Below are 20,297 nucleotides of genomic sequence, written 5' to 3'. Positions count from 1 at the left end.
TTCTGCGGCCCTACGTACCACTACGTCTTCATCTAAGCGAGAGCGCGTTGCGAATCAACATGTTTTGTATGACGTCCTCCTTCTCGAAAGCTGTGCAAATTGACGAATACCATTGAGATAAAAAAAACGGAACCACAATGAAAGTTTCTTATTACTCTCATTGTAGTTCCGGCATATTTTATTGTCAACATGAACGGGATCGCTGCTGTATTCCGTTTGGATCGGCATTGCTGTTAAATGCCCTTATGATCAAAACATTGCAACCGACCCTCCCCCATGCCTGTCTATGTACATACTCCCCAGCATGTCATTCTCTGTGTGTAACTATTTAGGACTACGTCCTTCATAGTCACAGATGATGCACACAAATTGCAAAATCAGCAATTTGGCGCAGGCATGTCTCGGGTTTTTATGCAAATTCAGCATAAAAACACCTCGCGAGACTGGGGTTCTGAACAATTACCTCTGTGTTTCAATATCATCTATGCATACATACTCCCAAGCATGTCAGCTTCTGAATCTTCTTACAAGCTCGGCTGCAGCCTCTGCGATATCCACCTGGGCTACCACTGCCGAAACCACTGCCAGTCCGTCAAGTCCGAACCCTTTGAACACTTCTATGTTTTCCCTGTGTATGCCTCCGATTGCCACGATCGGAACGTCAACGGCCTCCCTGATCCGTTTCAGTTCATCAATTCCTACGACCGCAGCATCCTTTTTCGTCGATGTCGAAAATATGGCTCCGACGCCAAGGTAGTCGGCCCCTGCCCGGCATGCTTCAACGGCCTCCGCGATATTGTGAGCTGAAACGCCCAGTATCTTATCCCTGCCGATCATTTTCCTGACCAGCCCCATCGGCAGGTCGCTCTGCCCCACATGGACTCCTTCAGCATCCACAGCCATTGCGATGTCGACCCTGTCGTTTATGATCAGCGGAACCCCGTATCTGTCGGTAATTTCCTTGACTCTCCCGGCCAGCAGGTAGAAATCAAGGGACGAACAGTCCTTTTCCCGTAACTGCACCACGGTACACCCTCCTGCGATGGCCTGCTCCACGGACTCCTCAATCGTTTCGACAGACATGAGTTCCCTGTCCGTGCAGAGGTATAATGTGTAGTCTATGTTTTCTTTCTGCATTTTCTCACCTCCCGGTTATCGTTGAACCTGCCCTTTAGCCATTCAGGACTATGTCCTTCATCGTCACAGATTATGAACACAACTTGCAAAATCAGCAGGCCTGCTCTTCCCTGAGCAGCTCTTCCTCCAGCTGCTCTTCCTCAAACTCCGCCTGCGCCATGACTGAATCTGCATCCAGCCTGCTGAGTGCATCGATGATTCCCATATGGAAGCTGCCAGTTCCGGTCTGTCCTGCCTTTTCAAAGGACGTCTCCCCAGCCATTGCCATTGCCGAAACCCCTCCAGCTGCGGCAACCAGGAAGTCTTCACCGGTTCCTGCAAATGCTCCAATCAGGGCTGTTGATACGCATCCCGTTCCCGTTACTTTGGAAAGCATCCTGTTCCCGTTTTTGATTCTGACCAGCCTGCTGCCGTCAGTTATGATGTCCACTACACCTGTGATTGCCGCCACGCATCCCAGTCTTTTAGCAACTGCCTTTGCGACCTCTGCTGCATCATTTTTCTCATCCGCTTCGGAAGAATCGACGCCCTTTGTTGAAACCTCAAGCCCTGCCACAAAGGAAATCTCGGACAGGTTTCCGCGGATTACGGAAATCTTCACTTCATCGAGAATGGCTTTTACAGTTTCATTCCTCAGCCTCGAGGCGCCTGCCCCCACCGGATCGAAAACCACCGGGATTCCAAGCTCATTCGCTTTTTTCCCCGATGCTGTCATGGATGCGATGGTGCGCTTGTTCAGGGTTCCGATATTGATGACAAGAGCCGAGGAAATTGCTGTAATATCTGCTGTTTCTTCAATATCATCCGCCATGATTGGCGATGCCCCGATTGCCAGCAGGGCGTTTGCCACGTCGTTGACTGTCACGTAGTTTGTGATGCAGTGCACAAGGGGCACCCTGTTCCTTAATTCGGTCAGCATAGCTGCCACTTCTCCGGTTATTGCATTTGCTGGTTTTGCATCATTTTCTGCTTTTACTGGTTTTTCTGTACTTTCTGCTTTTGCCGCTTTTACTGTTTTTGCTGCACTTTCTGCTTTTACTGCTTTTTCATTTTCCATAATCATGCCCTTTTATTTCCCTTCCCTTGAAATGCTCTCTGTCACCATCAGTCACGATTCGAGACTATTTCTTACTGCGCTGCGTAGAGTTCCACTTTCTTCCCTTCAAGTATCATCTTCGTCGTTCTCATGGCGCACATTTTTCCGCACATGGAACAGGTATGCTTGTCTTCAGGAGGCATGCTTTCGAAGTAGTCCCTCGCCTTTTCTCCATCGATCGCAAGGTCGAACATTCTATCCCAGTCAACATCGTTGCGGGCCTCTGCCATCCTGTCGTCGATATCCCTTGCGTTCGGAATTCCCTTTGCAATATCTGCCGCATGGGCAGCTATTTTGCTTGCCACAATCCCTTCCCTTACGTCATTAATGTCCGGAAGACGCAGATGTTCAGCAGGCGTCACATAGCAGAGGAAATCAGCGCCGCTTGCAGCCGCGATTGCTCCTCCGATTGCCGAAGTGATATGGTCATATCCCGGTGCGATGTCTGTCACAAGAGGTCCCAGTACATAGAACGGTGCGTTGTGGCAGAGGCGTTTCTGGAGCGCCATGTTTGCCGCGATTTCGTTGAGCGCCATATGACCCGGGCCTTCAACGATTACCTGGACATCCTTTTCCCATGCGCGTTTTGTAAGGTGACCCAGTTCGATCAGCTCGCCTATCTGGCCTGCATCGGTGCTGTCGCTGATGCATCCCGGACGAAGGGCATCCCCCAGGCTGATGGTAACGTCGTATTCGCGGAGTATTTCCAGGACGTCGTCATAGAATTCGAAAAATGGATTTTCATTTCCTGTCATCTCCATCCATGCAAAAAGAAGGGATCCGCCACGGGAAACGATGTTCATCTTTCTGCCGCTGCGGCGGAATGCTTCCACTGCCCTGCGGTTGATTCCCGCATGTATGGTCATGAAATCCACCCCCTCCTCAGCATGGGCACGGACTACCCTCATGAAATCCTGGGGCGTGATCTCCATAAGGTCTTTCTCCAGATATCCGATTGCGTCGTACATAGGAACCGTTCCGATCATTGCCGTGGATTTTTCAAGGAGCTGCCTGCGGAAGGTGTTGGTCTTTCCGTAATTGCTCAGGTCCATAATTGCCTCCGCCCCGAACTTCAGAGCCATGTCAACTTTCTGCATTTCCATCGTGTAATCCCTGCAGTCCCCTGAAACTCCCAGGTTTACGTTGATTTTTGTCTTCAGGCCTGTCCCCACGCCTTCCGGGGAAAGTGATTTGTGGTTGATGTTAGCCGGTATCGCAACCTGGCCGCATGCCACAAGCTCCATAAGGCGGCTGATATCCATGTTCTCCTTATCTGCAACAGTCTCCATTTCCGGAGTAACGATTCCTTTCTTTGCTGCCTCCATCTGTGTTTTGTAATTCCTCGTTCTGCAATTCTTCATTTTCTTCTTCCTTCCCTTTCTCTGCTATTCTGATTATCTTGTCAAAGGTAACTATTCATGACTACGTCCTTCATCCAAGCTTCAAAAGCCCTCTTCTAACATTCGACTTCGTCGATTTTGCACATTCGCCTGCCAACACGCAGTGATGCAAAACATGATTCAATGAGCAGCTTTATGAAGATGTTGGTACTTAGGCCGCGTACTTTGCGGCCTTACGTACCACTACGTCTTCATCTAAGCGAGAGCGCGCTGCGAATGAACATGTTTTGCATCACGTCCCCGTTAATTCATCCTGTAAAATTCGTGAAAATGGTTTGTCGGCCCGTGTCCTTTTCCGATTGCAAGTCCATGCCTGATTGCCTCGGTCAGATATCTTTTTGCCTCAGCCACCGCCGACGGCATATCCATCCCTTTTGCAAGGTTCGCCGTAATTGCAGACGAAAGGGTGCAGCCGGTCCCGTGGGTATTTTTCGTATCGATTCGTTCTGCGGAAAATGAATAAAAATTCACTCCGTCATATAGCAGGTCATATGCCTCTCCCTCAAGATGCCCCCCTTTGATCAGTACGTTTTGCGCCCCCATCCGATGGATCTCGACTGCTGCCGCCTTCATATCCTCCTGTGTTCTGATGCCTGTCCCTGCGATGATTTCAACCTCAGGAATGTTAGGTGTCAGAAGCGTCACAACCGGAATGAGTTCCTTTTTCAGCGTCCCAAGTGCCTCTGGATTCATCAGGTTTCCTCCGCCTGTTGCCACCATAACGGGATCCATCACAATGACAGGCGGCCTGTATTCCCTTAGTTTTGCTGCCACAGCCCGCATGGATTCAATTCCCGGCAGCATCCCCACCTTCACGGCCGCCACCTCGATGTCTTCAAACACGGCATCGATCTGGTCCTCAAGGATCTTCACATCAATATCCTGGATTGAGATGACCCGGCTGGTATTCTCCGCGACAACGGCAGATACGACGCTCATGCCGAATGTCCCCAGTGCCGAAAACGTCTTCAGATCAGCCTGTATCCCGGCCCCTCCGCTGCAGTCGGAACCGGCAATTGTTAAACAGTTTTTCATTTTGCTTCCTTTCCAGTTTCTTGTCTGGGGCTCAAAAAAACGGCACCCTGCTATGCATAGGGTGCCGTTTCAGTTTCAAAACAATCTTGCTTCCCTACGCTAGTATGAACTAACAGGTTCTAAGGGTCAGGTTTTACCTTCTCAACTGCGAACAGTCCCCCCGCAAACAATAACGCTATTCTATTTGTACAAAAAAAGGATGCTTCCCGTCAGGAAAAGCATCCAAAAAACATCTAAAATCATAATGTTCCTCAATCGCTTCCCTACGCCGGTCTTAACCGCCAGGTTCTAAGGGTCAGGTTTTACCTTCTCAACTGTGGAACAGTCCCCCCGCTAACAACTTGATTCTATAACACTATGCATAAAAAGTCAATTGTGAATCTCATTTATGTGCTGCAAGATCCGTTTCCGGTATTAACGGCCGGCCGCACTGTCTTTTATAAGCCTGCAAATGCTTTCGCATGTCCTTGCAATATTCTCTTTGCCTGTTTTCAGCAGGGTCTCTATGTCGCTTGCTGTAGGAATGATGCCGAATATGGACGTGAATCCTTCTTCATACAGGCTCTCGATATCTTTTCCAAGGCATCCTGCAACCGCTACCACCTTGATATCAGGATCCACTTCCTTTGCAGCCTTCATAACGCCATATGGCGTTTTCCCGAATTTTGTCTGGAAGTCTATCTGGCCTTCACCAGTAAAGCAGTAATCGGCTCCTTGCAGCTTTTCCTTCAGATTTGAATAACGGATTACGATATCGATGCCTTTTGACATTTTGCAGTTCGTGAAGGCAATCAGGCCTGCACCAAGTCCGCCTGCCGCTCCGCCTCCTGCTGCACACAGGATATCCCTTCCGATATCACGCCTTACGATATTGGCATAATGTTCCAGGTTCCTGTCCAGGGTGCTGACCATTTCGGGCGTCGCTCCCTTTTGAGGGCCGAATACTGCTGAAGCACCTTCTTTTCCGCACAGCACATTCGTCACGTCGGATGCTATTTCAATCATGCATTCTGCCAGTTTCGGGTGCATCTGTGTGATATCGATTTTTGACAGCTGTGACAGATATCCTCCTCCCTGGGGAATCTCATTTCCATCCTCATCCAGGAACAGGGCACCCAGGGCTCTTGCCATCCCGCTTCCGCCATCATTGGTCGCGCTTCCTCCAATGCCGAGAATTATTTTCTTGCATCCTCTGTCCAGGCACTCTTTTATGAGTTCTCCGGTTCCGTATGTGGTTGTAATCAATGGATTCTTCGTTTCTTTATTGACATACTGAATGCCGCTTGCACTGGCCATCTCAATCACAGCCGTGGTCCCGTCACCCAGGATTCCATAAACTGCCTGCACCTGGCTGCCCAAAGGGCCGGTGACCATCATTTCTGCAATGGTTCCTACTGTTGCGTCGACCAGGGCCTGCACAGTTCCTTCTCCGCCATCGGCCATGGGAACATGTACAATATCTGCATCAGGAAAAACTTTACGAATGCCATACTCCATGGATTCACAGACTTCTTTAGCTGTCATGCTTTCTTTAAATGAATCTGGCGCTAAAACAAACTTCATACTGTCACCTCTTTCTTATCTTGACCAGTCAGGCTCAGCCGAGCCCGATCACTCCGAATACAATTGTTGATGCTGCCGCAAGAACAAGACCAATTGCTGATTCAAAAGGAATCAATTTTAACCTTTCTTTGAATTCCATGTTTACGCTTCCGCCTGTCGCATGGAAGAATGAGCCGTGTGGCAGGTGGTCAAGTACTGTTGCGCCAGCATGAACCATGGCTGATCCTCCGATAGGAGAAACTCCTGCATCAATAAGAGAAGTGGCAAATACGCTGCCCGCTACCGCACATCCCGAAGTGGTGGATGCAGTTGCCGCCGACATGAGAATTCCGGCCAATGGCGCCAGTAAGAAAGGCGGTAAGCCAAGATATTCGATTGCTCCGATCAAAACGGAACCCAGTGTCGAATTCGTGATGATGCCTGCAATCAGACCTGTTCCCAATAAAATAATGGCAACATTGATCATTTTTCCAAGGCCATATTCGATATATTCCACGAAATGCTTCGACTTGCCAAGTACAATGATTTCAACGATTCCGCCGACCGGAAGTGCAATCATAGGATCAACGGTAATTCCAAACAACGGCCTTAACGCCAGTATCACGATTGCCACAATCGGCCCTACCAATGATTTTCCAAATGACGGCAAGCCTGTCTGGCTATTGTCTTCTACGATTTCCCCTTCTGCAATCATGCTTCCCTTTCCACTTAGTTTTGTCGCAATGAAATAGGTCACGATAATTCCAAAAATCGCTGAAACGGTACCTGCTAACATAACGTTTGTAAGCGGTACGCCAAAGGCATCAGATACTGCAATCGCATTCGGGTTCGGTGACATGATATTGCCGGCCTTTCCGCCGCCTATCATGGCAATCAGTACGGATGATCTGCTATATCCTGAAGTTTTTGCAATCTCTATTGCAATGGCCGAAACCGTAATGACTGCGATGTCGATAAATACGCCAACCATTGTCAAAATCATGGTTGCCAGCGCCAATGCCAGAAGTGCCCTCTTTGCGCCCAGCTTTTTCGTGATGGCATAGGCAATGGATGCTGCCGCTCCAGACTTGATCAGCACTCCCGCCAGAATTCCGGCTGAAAGGATCCTTAATATCGATGTAGCCATACCTTTGGCTCCGTTGGTCATCAATACGACTGTATCGGTAAGGCTTGCTCCTCCGATAAGCCCTCCTATCAAAGCTCCTGCCAGCAAAGCATAAAATGGCGGGATTTTTTTGAAGATCAATGCAATTGCCAGCACCAATCCTAATAACGCTCCTATGGCGGTAACTGTTACTGTTGGTTCCATAATGTGTTCCTCCTTCATTACTTTGGTTGTTTTCTCAAAAACGTTTGTACAATTCGTTATACCTATTGTAATTTAATTATATATGCAATACAATGTTACGTATAACATTCACATTTAGCTATTTTATATATTTTTTAGTACGTAAACCAAGGAGGCTTTATGATAATCTCTAAAAACCTGGCTCAGAGCATTGTAGATAATATCAAGGAAATCATTCATCATGAAATAAACTTTATTGAAACTGACGGAACCATAATCGCATCCACTGACGAAAACCGAATCGGAAAGATACATGAAGGTGCTAAAAAAGTAATTGCAACCGGACAGGATCTCATCATCCGGTTTGATGATGAATTTCCCGGTACAAGAAGCGGATTCAATACAGCTGTTTATTTCCAGAATCAGATAATCGGTATCATCGGAATAACAGGAGTTCCCGAAGTGGTCATCCAATATGCCAAAATCATCCGGAAATTGACGGAATTGATGATTACAGAAGCCCATGCAAAGAGCTCGGATTTCATGAGAAGGCAGAATGAAAAAGCCTTCATTGACAGCCTGATCTACAATGACTACCTGTCGGATTCCGATACCCTTTCCGCCGCACACTATAATATCAAACTGCCCCGCCGATGCATCGTGGGCGTCATCAGCAATGAATCGGATGTGGACTATGATGTCTATCATACCCTCCGCAGATACCTCAGCGATTCCGAGAATACGGTGATTTCGGCAGGCAGCAGTGTTTTCGTTGTTTTTTCCACGATCACATCCAAAGGAACTCTTGCCTTCCACCTGAACGAGATCAGCCAGCATATCAAACACTATCACCAGATGGATGTCAGCTTCGGGATAGGAAGAATATGCACCTCCTTTGAAGAATCCAAAATGTCCTATAAGCAAGCCTGCCAGTCCCTCAAGTGGGCCCAGAACTTTTCAAAGGAAATCATTCAGTTTTACAGCGAAATGGACATCGGGCTGCTGCTTGTGGATTTCAGCGAACCAAACTCAAAAAGCCTGCAGCTGAACACGCTTTCAAATCTGACAGGGGACGAAATCAAGGAATATATTGAAATACTCAGGGTATATGAAGCTAATAACGGATCCATAAGCAGATCCGCTGAGGACCTCTTCATTCATAAAAACACCCTTCAGTACCGGCTGAACAAGCTCCACGAAAAAACCGGATTCAATCCGAGGGAGCTGAAGGATTTCACCATACTGAAACTTGCCTTTATGTCATATGAGATGCATCCGCAGATATAAAAGCAGTAAAACATGTAAGCCAATTTCTCTTTAAGCCGAACATCTGTCTCGGCTTTTTCTTTTTGTCTGAAATCACACATATATATCCTCTGTTATATTTACAATTTATTTTTTCTGCGTTATTCTATAATCAATATTACTATTTCTGTAACATAATCATATTGTGAATATCCGTTTTGACAGGAGGGACAGCTTATGATCACACTGAACAATGTCTCCAAAATATACAGGACCGGCGACATAGAGACCCGTGCCCTGAAGGACATAAACCTCACCATTGACAGAGGGGAATTTATAGTCATCCTCGGTCCCAGCGGCAGCGGAAAGAGCACCCTGCTGAACGTAATCAGCGGCCTCGACTCCGTAACCTCCGGCAGGATCACCTTCAAGGGGCATGAGCTTACAGAACTTTCCGGCGAGGAACTCGTAGAATTCCGGCGGGACCACCTGGGCTTCATCTTCCAGCAGTACAACCTGCTGCAGGTCCTCACAGTCTTCGAGAACATACAGCTCGGATCGGACCTTTGCAGGCGGCCTCTCGACATCGATGAGCTGCTCGAGAAGGTCGGTCTTTCAAACGCAAGGAACAAATACCCCCACCAGCTTTCCGGCGGCGAGCAGCAGCGCGTTTCCGTCGCCAGAAGCCTGGCGAAGAATCCTGACGTCATTTTCTGTGACGAGCCCACAGGTGCCCTGGACGAAAAAAATTCCAAACAGATTCTTGAGATTCTACAAGAGCTGAACACCGAATACCAGACAACGGTCGTGGTTATTACGCATAACCTGGGGATTGCCGAAATGGCCGATAAGGTAATTAAAATGAATTCCGGTGAAATAACGGAGATCATCACAAACAAGACGAAAAAGGCTGCCCGGGACATCTCCTGGGGTTAGGGGGTGCTCTCCATGCTTTTCAAGAACGTAATCAGGACTTTAAGAAAAAAATGGATGCAGCTTACTGCCATCGGAATTATCATCATACTCAGTTCGCTAACCTATACGATGATGTTCTACGGCCTGAGCGGCATCGAGGAACCTACGGAAACCTACCTGTCAGACTACAGCCAGGAGGATTTCTCCGTCGAATTTCTCAATATGGTGACCGAAAGCGAGTCCTCCAATCCGAAGGTGCTTGCGCTCCTGCAGCAGGGTATATACTCCCTCAGCGACATCAAGCGTGCCGATTCTGCGCTTTTTTACACACTCATGAATGACCGGAAGACAGCCTTCGAAAAGGTCTATGAGGACTTCTCTCTGGAGCTGCGTGAATCCAAGATTGTGAATTTCGAATTTTACCCTGTGCAGGCTGATGAGGCCTCTGCCGATGATGCGACCGGATCCATTTCTTCTGACGGCAGCGACAGCCCGGGTGCTGCAGACGCAAAATCACACAAAGCGCTTCTGATCAAAGATTCCGAACGCATAAACAGGTCCTTTATCGAGGAAGGAAGAAAACCATCGGATGATGGCGAAATTGCCTTGAATAAGATTTACGCTGACAAGAACTCCATTAAAATCGGCGATTCCCTCAGCATCGGCGAAAAAAGCTACCAGATAACAGACTTCGTCCTGATGCCCGACTATACCCTGCCGATGTTTGGCTACTTCGCATATTCCCTGGTATCCTATCTGATCAGCATTCCCATTTCGGTAGTTGTCCTGAAAGGACTCATGGATGTCTTTGCGACGGAATACGGGGTGGTTCTCCCGCTGGAGTTCAAGCCTGTGCATATAGTCATCGGTCTGCTGATGCTCATACTCATTTTTTTCACCGGAACTATGGTAAGCAGGAGGAAAATCGGGAAAATCGAGCTGCAGGAGGCTCTGAAAACATATGGAGAATGAAAGGCGGTGCAATTGTCATGGAAAAAGTAGCAGTTGTGGAGTGCAGATCCTATGACTTTGAAGAAGTATACGAAGCCATCACTGAAGCTTTGAAAAGAATAGAGTTCACCATCCCCGAGAATATAACCGTGCTGATCAAACCTAATATCATGGCCCAGAACAGGCCCGACCAGCATACAGTGACCCTTTTTGCAGTCGTGGACGCCCTGTGCCGGATACTGAAGGAAAAGCACTGCCATATCCAGATTGGGGATTCCATTGCCTTCTATGAAAAAGGGCTTACAAGGAAGGCCTTCCAGATGACGAAAATCCAGGAGACTGCCTATAAATACGATGCCGAGCTGATAGCCTTCGACGAAGAGCCGCTTGTGGAAGTCAGATCAGGCCTTGTCGGGCTGGATGTCCTCTATATACCGAAGGTCCTGCTGGAGGCAGATCTTGTAATCAATGCCGGGAAACTCAAGACCCACGGCTCATTGCGTCTTGCCGGCGCCGTAAAGAATATGTTCGGCTGCCTTCCCGGCGGCTACAAGCAGAAGATCCATGGCTGGGTCGACAGCAAGCTCCAGCTTGCAGACGTTTTCCTCGATATCCACAATATCGTGAAGCCTTCCCTCTCCATTCTGGATGCGGTCATCAGCCTTGATGGCGGACCTACAGCCGTCATTGGCAAGCCTGTGCAGACATCCAGGATATTTGCTTCCAGGAATGCAGCCTCCCTGGATCTGGCCGTATGCAAAGTGATCGGATATGAGCCGGACGAGATCCCCATGCTCATCCGCGCACGGGACAGGCAGATGATTTCCGGCTATGACGACATCGAGATTCTCGGCAATATCGTCCCCGTAAAGTTCAAAAAGCTCGTCAAGGGACCCCTTCCAGCCACATATAGCAAGAAGGGATTTTTCTTCACCCACACCTATGTTGACCTGATGATTGACAATAGAAAATGCACTTCCTGCGGCGTCTGTACCAGAGCATGCCCGGTGGCCGCTATCAGCTCCCTGAAAGGCAAAATGACCCTTGATACCAAACGATGCATCAGCTGCTACTGCTGCATACCTGTATGCCCTCGAAAAGCCATAAAAATCAGACCGTCCCTCGCAAACCGTGTGATTTTTGCTGGCAGAAAGATTCTGAAGGCATAACACAGCAGCTTCACCTATTTTTCATTGAAATACATGCTTCCTCCGACAAATTCCCGCAGGATGGAATTGAATGGCACTTTTGTGATTTCCATAGGCTCGAAAAACGTGAGCAGGTTCAGCAGGCGGTCCCTTGCCTCCAGATAAGAGCTGTCATCGCCGATCTGCTTCAGGGCTGCCTCGGCAAATGGCCGCAGGGCATTCATCTCATAGAGCAGGCTTGAATTGAACATGACATCCGCCTCCTCCTGGAATGTGAAGATATTCTTATATTCTCCCCTCCTGACGCCCGGCCACTGGACCATGGTTTTCTCAGGTGCGGCTCCCCTGCATCTTTCATCGCGTACAATTCTCCTGATCAGCCTCATCTCCGTTGTTGGGAGCCTGCTCATCAGGTCTATATTGAGCCCTCCCAGGGCGCTTACATAGATCTTATAGATATAGCTCCTGTTGATGTTGGAAACCAGCTTTGGATTCAAGGCATGGATCCCTTCCATCAGAAGTATTTCCGACGGACCTACATTCAGGGTTTTTGTCTCCTTTTTGCGGGTTCCCGTAACAAAATCGAATATAGGGGTCTCAACGGTTTCTCCATCAATCAGCCTCAGAAGCTGGTCCTGAAGATATGGAAGATCAAGCGCTTCCAGGCAGTCGAAATCATAATTTCCCTCGGCATCAATGGGAGTATCTTCCCGGTTCACAAAATAATTATCCAGAGAAAGAAGTACCGGCTTCAGCCCGTTTACCTGAAGCTGGGTCGAAAGCCGCTGTGCGAATGAGGTCTTGCCGGACGAAGACGGCCCCGCAATAAGCAGGATTCGCAGTGCGCGCCGCTGCTGAAGAATGATATCAGCTATATCCGCAATTTCCTTCTCATGCAGAGCCTCGGCAATGCTCAGCAGTGCAAGGCTGTTGCCTTCCCTTATATAGGCGTTCACGTCACCTACCAGCTGGATTCCGATATTTTTCAGCCATATCTGGTTTTTTTCAAAGGCCGATGACAGTTTGTACGGAGGGACGAGAGGCTTTGTGGCGCCTTTGTCTATATCTCCGAAATCCACGATGAAGCCATACGAAAATGGGATGATTGTAAACGGCTCAACCAGGGATGTATCCGTATAGGCAGGATATATCGCCTTAACTATGACATCTCCGACCTGATACTGATAGTATCCGTCTTTTTTGCAAAGAAGCGCAATCGGACTGTCAGCTTTCACCCATTCGTTAAGCCTTAATTCAATCTGTTTTACCTCCCTGATAGAAAGGACCGATCCTGCAAGGTTGCAGAATACCCCTTCCTGTATGGAATAGGATGTTTTCAGCGTCTCTTCCGGAAAAAGATCATGAATGACTTTAATCAGACCAAGTTTCACAGTCTGGCGGCCCTGCCGCAAATGTGTCTCCCTCATAGTTTATCCACCCTTCACAGCATCCTGATGTTCATATTTATATGTTTCAACTCATAAGTAAATGCGAAAGAAGAACCTCGCAGAGATAAAGTTCTGTAGTGGTTCTTCTTTCGTTCGTTTTAAACATTCTGGATAATTTTTCTGCTAAAAAGTTATTCTTCCTCGGCCTCTGCATGGATGACAAGAACAGGACATGGCGCTTCTGAGATTACCCGCTGGGTTACAGATCCAACAAAAAAGCGTTTGATTTTTGAGAATCCTCTGTTCCCCATGACGATGAGATCGAATTTACCGTTCTTTGCCGTCTCAAGAATTTTTTCATACGGATCGCCGAAAAGCAGCTCCTTTTCAAGCTCAACGCCGGTGAAATCAAATTCCCGCGGGATTGATTCCAATAAATCGGCTGCCCTTTTCTTGAGCTGAATCGCTATTTCATCCTCCTCGGTCATCATCGTCTCTGGGAGGCCGCTGTCTACCTGTTGCCAGAGCTTTTCATTCCTTCTGTATCTGGGTACTTTGTCAAAGCTGACAGAAGAGATGATCTTCATTGAAAAACCGTACTTTTTCGCTATTTCAAGAGCCTTTTCCACTGCATTCATTGATGCAGGCGAACCATCTACAGGAACCAGTATTTTCATAGGAATTTCCTCCTTTATTCCTTCACATCACTGTGAACGACAAGAACCGGGCAGGTCGCCTCTGCAATTACCTTCTGGGTAACGGAACCGACAAAGAAACGTTTGATTTTTGAGAAACCGCGATTCCCCATTACGATCAGATCAAAGTTTTCTTTTTTTGCAGTCTCCAGAATCACCTCATAAGGTTCACCTGTCAGTACTTCTTTCTCCAGATCCACGCCAAAAAAGTCCAGTTCATCCGTAATCTCATCCAGTAAGCTGTTCGCTTCCGCCATAAGCTTCTTCGGAATTTCCTCCATTTCCAAAAGTGTCCTCGTGTCAAGTATCGAACCATCAACAGACCGCCACATGCTTGCATTTCTTCTGTAGCTTAAGATCTTGTCGATATCCACGACAGAAATGAGTTTAATCTGAAAGTCGTATTTTCTTGCAATTTCAAGTGCTTTCTTCACTGCATCTACAGATGCGGCAGAACCGTCAATCGGAACCAGTATTTTCATGAAATCCTCCTCCTTGTCCTTTACTGCTCACGGAGCGAACATTAATCCCTATCCATTGATACTTCTCCATCGTGACATCGTCGTGCATTTCCGTATACTGACTATGCAGTTCTGAATAGCTGCACCGAATCAGACCAGTGGATTCCAGTATCTCCGCCTTCTCTTTGTCATTTTTCCATACTGTATTGCCTCTTCCGGACAGCAGTTGATACAGGCGAGGCAATAGATGCACTGCTCCTTTACCCATTTCGGCTTTCCGTCCTCCATTGCAATCGCCATACTGGGGCATATTTTTTTGCATTTCCCGCATCCTGTGCAGCTGTCGTCTGCATGGAAGCTTTTTGTCTTCCTGCCTCTTACATAAAACGGATAGGCAGTCCTGGTAAGTGCGATGTCTTTTAAGCTTGCGGAAATCTTTGCTCCATTCCTCTCCTGGACATCCTGAATCATGTCCTCCAGCAGCGAATCCGTCACCTTCAGTATTTCCGCTGCCTGCTCCGGGGTTGCGGGATTGAAGAGGATCACGTAATTGTCCGGCATCAGAAGCGGAAATACCCGGTCAAGCCTGAAGAAATTCTTTTTGAATATCTCCTCAAGCATCAGTCCGGCCCCCGCAATGCTGCCTCCGCAGGTAAAGACTGCGAAAGTATAAGGCTCCTGATTGCCCCTTATATTCAAGTGGCTGATCAGATACCTGATGATTGTCGGAATTCCATAATAGTATACGGGGAATACAAACCCCAGATGCTCGTCCTCCCCAAGTTCTATATCGAGTTCCTTATTCCGGACCATACCGGCAATATCCATGAGCGTGTCACCGGTCTGCTCCGCTACCTGTTTTGCAGCATACAGCGAATTTCCCGTTCCCGAAAAATATAGAATCATAAATTTCGGAGTCCTGAATCACCCGACTTCTGTCATGGCTCAGACTCCTCTGTCCCCCTTTAATTAATCTCTCTGACTATTCAGGACTCTGTCCTTCCTAGTGTACTGACACACTAGTTACTAATCTCTGCTTTTTAAAAGGGTTCTGCTTCCCTGACCAGAATCCAGACAATCCCCTGACTGGCTAGAAAGATGCGTCACTGTGGATTACCAGAACGGGACAGGTTGCCTCCGAAATAACCTTCTGAGCAACAGATCCCACAAAAAAGCGTTTGATCTTGGAAAAGCCCCTGTTTCCCATGACGATCAGATCGAACTTTTCGTTTCGGGCTGTCTCCAGGATCTCTTCATAAGGCGCTCCCACGAGCACCCTCTTTTCCACCTTTACTCCTTGAAAATCCAGATCCGCCTCAACCGCATCCAGGATCTTGGCTGCATTTTCCTTAAACCCAATCAGAACTTCATCCATCTCCGGCATCCTTGCTCCGTGCCCGATAATCGAGCCATCCACCTGGCCCCAGAGCTTGTCATTTCTCCTATATTTCGGCATTGCGCTGACGTCGACAACCGAGATTAGTTTGATTGAAAAACCATACTTTTTAGCTATCTCAATCGCTTTTTTCACTGCATTGACAGATGCTGACGAACCGTCAACAGGCACAAGTATTTTCATGTATTTACCTCCTTGTTTTCTGAATATTCAGTCTGTTTCCAAGTTTTATCTTTTATATCTTATTATATCATGAATCTATATTTTCCGATATCGTGACTATTCGAAACAGTGCCTTTCACAACCACAAATCATGCATATCTATTCAAAGAGCGAAAGGTACTCTCCATAGCCCTGCTGTTCCATCTCTTCCTTCGGTATAAATTTCAGGGCTGCAGAATTGATGCAGTATCGATGTTTTGCCGGCCCTGGGCCGTCATGGAACAGATGGCCAAGGTGGGAGTCAGCGCTTTTACTCCGCACTTCAGTACGCTCCATTCCAAAACTGCGATCCTCTTTTTCTATTATAGAAGACCTGTCTACAGGCTTTGTGAAACTCGGCCATCCGCAACCGCTGTCAAACTTGTCCCGGGAACTGAAAAGCGGTTCCCCGGAGACAATATCCACATAGATGCCCTCCCGGCTGTCGTCCCAGTATTCATTTTCAAAAGGCGGTTCTGTTCCTTTTTCCTGGGTAACATAATACTGCATACCCGACAACCTCGACATAAGCTGCTCCCGCTTCTTCTCTTCCTGCTGCTTTACAAATGCCTCGCGTCCCGATCCCTTGCGGTATCTGTAATAATGCTCGGGGTTCTTTCTGTGGTAATCCTGATGATAGTCTTCCGCCGGGTAGAACTTTGCGGCAGGCAGAATTTTTGTTGCAATAGGCTCCTTGAATCTCCCGCTTTCCGTCAGAGCCTTTTTCGATTTCTCTGCCGCCTTCTGCTGCTCCTCATCGTGATAGAATATGGCTGTCCTATAGGAATTTCCGCGGTCTGCAAACTGCCCGCCCGGATCCGTCGGATCGATCTGCATCCAGTAGATTTCCAGAATCCTCTCATAAGGAATCAGGTCCGGATTGAATTCTATCTGGACTGCCTCCAAATGTCCCGTCCGTCCTTCGCAGACTTCCCTATAGGCCGGATTCTCCTTATGTCCGCCCGTGTAGCCTGAAACCACGCTGACAATTCCATCCATTTCTTCAAAGGGACTGACCATGCACCAGAAGCATCCGCCGGCAAATGTGGCCAGTTTCGTATTTGTTCTCTTTGACCCATTTAATCTGTTCATTTTATTTCACCTCGTCCATTCTGTTGCTGCACGCAGAGCATATGCAATCGATTTACTGTTTCGAAAACAGCTTCTTGTTTTAACAGATACATCTCGTTCGTTTTATATGTTTTCTGAATCAAATATTATTCATCGTCTTTTTTTATAATAACACAGGTTTTCAAAAATGTTAACTGTCATTTTGCTTTTGCATACTCTCGCGCATGCGCAAAAAGGTACCAGGTACTGTGAACAGCTGTTCACAGTACCTGGTACCTTTTTTGCCTTTTTTTCTTAATAAAATAAATCAACCAATCCTGTTGAAACAAATGGTACATAAGTGATAAGCATAAGCACAATTACCAGCATAATATAGAACGGTACTGCTTCCTTTATGAAATCCTTTGTCTTACATTTTGTGATGCCGCAGGTAACAAACATCAGGGTTCCCATTGGCGGTGAAAGTGCACCGATGGCATTATTGAATATATATACCATGGCAAAATGAATTTCATTGATCCCAAATGCTTTAGCAATTGGTGCCAGAAGCGGAACCAGGATAATCATGGAGGCATTTCCTTCTATGAACATGCCTACAATCAGCAGAAATACGTTTACTATCATTAAGAATATATACTTATTATCAATTGTTGCCACGATCCATTCTGTCAGCTGCTGCGGAATTCTTTCTTTGGTCAGTATCCAGGAGAATACCGTCGCGGCTGCAACGATAAGCATGATGGAAGATGTTGTGGTTATTGTTTCCTTTATGGAAACCAAAAAGTCTTTTCCTTTTAATTCTTTATAGACGATACCTAATACAAAAGCATAGATAATTGCCACTGCACCTGCTTCAGTCGCAGTGAAGATTCCCAAACGGATACCGCCAATGATAATGATTGGGAGCAAAAGTGGAAGAATAGCAGGCCTTGTTGCCTTTACAACCTCTGCCTTTGTAAGCTTTTCAGTTCTGATCGGCGCGTATCCACGTTTTTTTGAAATTGTCGATACGAGGATCATCAGGGCTGCCGTAAGGGTAGTTCCGATACCGATACCTGATACAAAAAGTTTACCGATGGATACGTTTGCGATGCATCCATAAAGTATCATTGCAATTCCTGGCGGAATCAGGGGTGTAATCATGGATGAGGTTGCTGTAACTACGGAAGAGAAGGATTTCGAAAATCCTTTCTTTTCCATTTCTGGTACCAGCATCTTAGACTGCATAGCAGCATCCGCAATATTTGAACCTGACAATCCGCCCATCAGTGCTGATAACAATACATTGACCTGCGCAAGGCCACCGTTCATTCTTCCAGTAACAACTTCGCAGAAATCCATAATCCTTTTTGTAACCCCGGTATAGTTCATAAGAACGCCTGCACATACAAAGAAAGGAATTGCAAGAAGGGAAATGCTTTCAGCACCGCCTACAGCCTGCTGTGCAAAAATAATAGCATTAACATCAGGATTCAGGAAAAAGTAAACTGCTGAACCTCCTAAAATTGCGATGTATACCGGCACCTTTAAAAACAGTAAGACCAGTAATACTACCGCAGTCAAAACAACAACGGAATTCATTATTCACCCTCCTTTTCAGAATCCAGACCTTTTATTTCTCTGTATTTTGCGTAGAAAAAGTTTACAAGCATCAGTACGCACGATATCGGAACAATTCCATATATCAGAGTGTATGGTACGCTGAGCATGTTCGTAGTCCTTCCGCTTCTTACAAACAGTTCCACAAACCCTATGCTTTGGATCAGCAGATAGCCAACAACAACGACAACGATAACTGAAATTATCACTTCGATAATATTCTGAGCAGCTTCCGGCAGCATATCTACCACCAGTTCGATTGCCACATGGCTTCCCGTACGGAAAGCAGCTCCGGCCGCAGCGTATACGATCCATACCATGCACCACAGCTGGACTTCCTCCAGCCAGGTGAACGGTGCTCCTAAAACATATCTCATGAAAACGCCTGAAAAGGTCAGTACAACTAATACAACTAAGGCCGTTCCTGCAATCACAATATCTAAATTCAATAAAGCACTTAATAATTTATTTTTCTTTTCCAAAAAAATCACCAACCATTTCATTAAGCTGTTATTATTTTGTTCCCATTGCTTCTTTTACAGTTTCATAAAGACCTTCAGACCATCCGAATTTATCTCCCATTTCATAGAAAGACTGAGCTGCTTCTTTAAATCCAGCCAGAACTTCTTCTGATGGTTCTGTAACCGTCACACCTTCATCTGTCATCTTCTGTAAATATTCTTTTTCTGATTCGTCTACTAATGTGTTGTTGTATAATCCAGCTTCTTCACCTGTAGAAATCAATAATTCCTGCTGTTCTTCAGTAAGCGTATCAAAGAATGCTGTACCGCATACCCATGTTGTAAAGTTCTTTACATGTCCATCTAAAAGCAGGTAAGGAGCAACTTCCTGAAGTTTTCTGCCATAAAGAGTTGCAAGTGGGTTCTCTGCGCCATCGATTGTTCCTGTCTGTAATGCCTGGTAAACTTCATCAAGAGCCATACCGGTTGCAGTTGCACCTAATGCATTGAAGCCTTCTGTCTGGATCTGGTTGCTAGGTACACGGATTTTCAATCCCTTTAAATCGCCAACGGTTTCAACAAGCTTGTTGGTCATGAGATGTCTTTCTCCATATTTCCAGTTAGAAGCAATCAGTTTTAAGCCTTTATCTTCTAATAATCCGCTCTGATCTGCATACCAGTCGCTGTCTGTTAATGTCCATGCCTGATCCCATGTATCAAATAAGAATGGTCCAAATAAGATTCCCATATCCGGGACACCATAGTCAGCATAGAATGCGCCATCTGCTAAAGTCACTACTGGTTCTCCAAGGAGCATGGAATCGATCAATTCGCTCTTTGAACCTAACTGGCTGTCTGGGAACAGTTCGATAACAACGCTTCCGTCTCCCTGCTCTTCAACAAGCTGCTGCCATTTCTCAAGTGCCTGTCCGATTGGTTCTGAAATTGAGTTTTCGAATCCGATCTGTACTTTAACCGCATCGGTGGATATTACTTCTTTATCTTCTGCAGTTTCTTCTGTAGCTGTCGTTTCTTCTTTTGTTTCTGTTTCTTTCTGTCCGCATGCTGCAAGTGAAAATACAAGTGTTAATGATAATCCTACCGCTAATAATCTTTTCATCATAATATTTCTCTCCTTGTTATTTTATTTTATAGGCGTTTGATAAACGCCGCAACCCATTGATTTTACTGGGTTTTATTGCTTCATTTATATAAATTTTCTCTCCGCAAGTGGTAAAATAGAGGTA

At 46.6% G+C, this 20,297-nt stretch carries 19 protein-coding genes and 2 riboswitches; of the genes, 4 read left to right on the top strand and 15 right to left on the bottom strand.

Annotated features, from left to right (window positions below; all coding sequences use genetic code 11):
* Window positions 1-507 precede the first annotated feature (507 nt).
* The 6 genes from thiE to BJR36_RS03085 all read right to left on the bottom strand — a co-directional run bounded on the left by thiE (window position 508) and on the right by BJR36_RS03085 (window position 7,540).
* A complete protein-coding gene (gene thiE / locus BJR36_RS03110; protein WP_091230004.1) occupies window positions 508-1,137 on the bottom strand; it encodes a thiamine phosphate synthase in 630 nt (209 codons plus the stop codon).
* A gap of 91 nt (window positions 1,138-1,228) precedes the next feature.
* On the bottom strand, window positions 1,229-2,194 hold the full coding sequence (gene thiM, locus BJR36_RS03105; protein WP_091230527.1) for a hydroxyethylthiazole kinase: 966 nt from the start codon (window positions 2,192-2,194) through the stop codon (window positions 1,229-1,231).
* 71 nt (window positions 2,195-2,265) lie between these two features.
* Window positions 2,266-3,594 (bottom strand): phosphomethylpyrimidine synthase ThiC, encoded by a 1,329-nt coding sequence (gene thiC, locus BJR36_RS03100; RefSeq protein ID WP_091230001.1) that lies wholly within the window; start codon window positions 3,592-3,594, stop codon window positions 2,266-2,268.
* Between the two features lie 282 nt (window positions 3,595-3,876).
* Window positions 3,877-4,668 (bottom strand): bifunctional hydroxymethylpyrimidine kinase/phosphomethylpyrimidine kinase, encoded by a 792-nt coding sequence (gene thiD / locus BJR36_RS03095; RefSeq protein WP_091229997.1) that lies wholly within the window; start codon window positions 4,666-4,668, stop codon window positions 3,877-3,879.
* A 73-nt stretch (window positions 4,669-4,741) separates the two neighbouring features.
* Window positions 4,742-4,840, bottom strand: a riboswitch (TPP riboswitch).
* Window positions 4,841-4,910: 70 nt separating this feature from the next.
* Window positions 4,911-5,010, bottom strand: a riboswitch (TPP riboswitch).
* 72 nt (window positions 5,011-5,082) lie between these two features.
* Complete coding sequence (locus tag BJR36_RS03090) at window positions 5,083-6,231, bottom strand: glycerate kinase family protein (RefSeq protein WP_091229994.1); 1,149 nt, start codon at window positions 6,229-6,231, stop codon at window positions 5,083-5,085.
* 34 nt (window positions 6,232-6,265) lie between these two features.
* Entirely contained in the window at window positions 6,266-7,540 is a 1,275-nt protein-coding gene (locus BJR36_RS03085; RefSeq protein ID WP_091229991.1) for a GntP family permease, read from the bottom strand.
* 159 nt (window positions 7,541-7,699) lie between these two features.
* Here BJR36_RS03085 and BJR36_RS03080 point away from each other — a divergent pair, with 159 nt between their 5' ends.
* From BJR36_RS03080 to BJR36_RS03065, 4 genes are all read left to right on the top strand, one after another.
* Window positions 7,700-8,806: a CdaR family transcriptional regulator gene (locus tag BJR36_RS03080; RefSeq protein WP_091229988.1), complete on the top strand. Its 1,107-nt coding sequence runs from the start codon at window positions 7,700-7,702 to the stop codon at window positions 8,804-8,806.
* A gap of 195 nt (window positions 8,807-9,001) precedes the next feature.
* A complete protein-coding gene (locus BJR36_RS03075) occupies window positions 9,002-9,700 on the top strand; it encodes an ABC transporter ATP-binding protein (protein ID WP_091229985.1) in 699 nt (232 codons plus the stop codon).
* 12 nt (window positions 9,701-9,712) lie between these two features.
* Window positions 9,713-10,651 (top strand): ABC transporter permease family protein, encoded by a 939-nt coding sequence (locus BJR36_RS03070; protein WP_091229981.1) that lies wholly within the window; start codon window positions 9,713-9,715, stop codon window positions 10,649-10,651.
* Window positions 10,652-10,668: 17 nt separating this feature from the next.
* Window positions 10,669-11,799, top strand: a complete 1,131-nt coding sequence (locus BJR36_RS03065; protein WP_207648808.1) for a DUF362 domain-containing protein — start codon at window positions 10,669-10,671, stop codon at window positions 11,797-11,799.
* Window positions 11,800-11,813: 14 nt separating this feature from the next.
* Here the strand turns inward: BJR36_RS03065 and BJR36_RS03060 are convergent, their stop codons facing one another.
* The 9 genes from BJR36_RS03060 to dctP all read right to left on the bottom strand — a co-directional run bounded on the left by BJR36_RS03060 (window position 11,814) and on the right by dctP (window position 20,173).
* The gene (locus BJR36_RS03060) at window positions 11,814-13,205 is read right to left on the bottom strand and encodes a uridine kinase family protein (RefSeq protein WP_091229976.1); all 1,392 of its coding nucleotides are present in this window, start codon (window positions 13,203-13,205) and stop codon (window positions 11,814-11,816) included.
* A 152-nt stretch (window positions 13,206-13,357) separates the two neighbouring features.
* Window positions 13,358-13,843 (bottom strand): universal stress protein, encoded by a 486-nt coding sequence (locus BJR36_RS03055; protein WP_091229972.1) that lies wholly within the window; start codon window positions 13,841-13,843, stop codon window positions 13,358-13,360.
* Window positions 13,844-13,857: 14 nt separating this feature from the next.
* On the bottom strand, window positions 13,858-14,343 hold the full coding sequence (locus BJR36_RS03050) for a universal stress protein (protein ID WP_091229969.1): 486 nt from the start codon (window positions 14,341-14,343) through the stop codon (window positions 13,858-13,860).
* A gap of 129 nt (window positions 14,344-14,472) precedes the next feature.
* A complete protein-coding gene (locus BJR36_RS03045) occupies window positions 14,473-15,228 on the bottom strand; it encodes an EFR1 family ferrodoxin (RefSeq protein ID WP_091229966.1) in 756 nt (251 codons plus the stop codon).
* 184 nt (window positions 15,229-15,412) lie between these two features.
* Complete coding sequence (locus BJR36_RS03040; protein ID WP_091229964.1) at window positions 15,413-15,901, bottom strand: universal stress protein; 489 nt, start codon at window positions 15,899-15,901, stop codon at window positions 15,413-15,415.
* Window positions 15,902-16,039: 138 nt separating this feature from the next.
* Window positions 16,040-17,011 carry a peptide-methionine (S)-S-oxide reductase MsrA gene (gene msrA, locus BJR36_RS03035; protein WP_091229961.1) on the bottom strand — a complete coding sequence of 324 codons (972 nt, stop codon included), beginning with the start codon at window positions 17,009-17,011 and terminating at the stop codon, window positions 16,040-16,042.
* A 273-nt stretch (window positions 17,012-17,284) separates the two neighbouring features.
* Window positions 17,285-18,571, bottom strand: a complete 1,287-nt coding sequence (locus BJR36_RS03030; protein ID WP_091229959.1) for a TRAP transporter large permease — start codon at window positions 18,569-18,571, stop codon at window positions 17,285-17,287.
* Entirely contained in the window at window positions 18,571-19,071 is a 501-nt protein-coding gene (locus BJR36_RS03025; RefSeq protein WP_091230525.1) for a TRAP transporter small permease, read from the bottom strand. Before BJR36_RS03025 ends, BJR36_RS03030 begins: the two co-directional genes overlap by 1 nt.
* 31 nt (window positions 19,072-19,102) lie before the next feature.
* Entirely contained in the window at window positions 19,103-20,173 is a 1,071-nt protein-coding gene (gene dctP, locus BJR36_RS03020) for a C4-dicarboxylate TRAP transporter substrate-binding protein (RefSeq protein ID WP_242875436.1), read from the bottom strand.
* Between the last annotated feature and the right edge of the window lie 124 nt (window positions 20,174-20,297).

It is taken from the genome of Anaerobium acetethylicum (genome assembly GCF_900096945.1).
GTDB classification, from domain to species: domain Bacteria; phylum Bacillota; class Clostridia; order Lachnospirales; family Lachnospiraceae; genus Anaerobium; species Anaerobium acetethylicum.
Note: the sequence above shows the minus strand (reverse complement) of the source record. Positions and strands in the feature narration are given on the sequence as shown.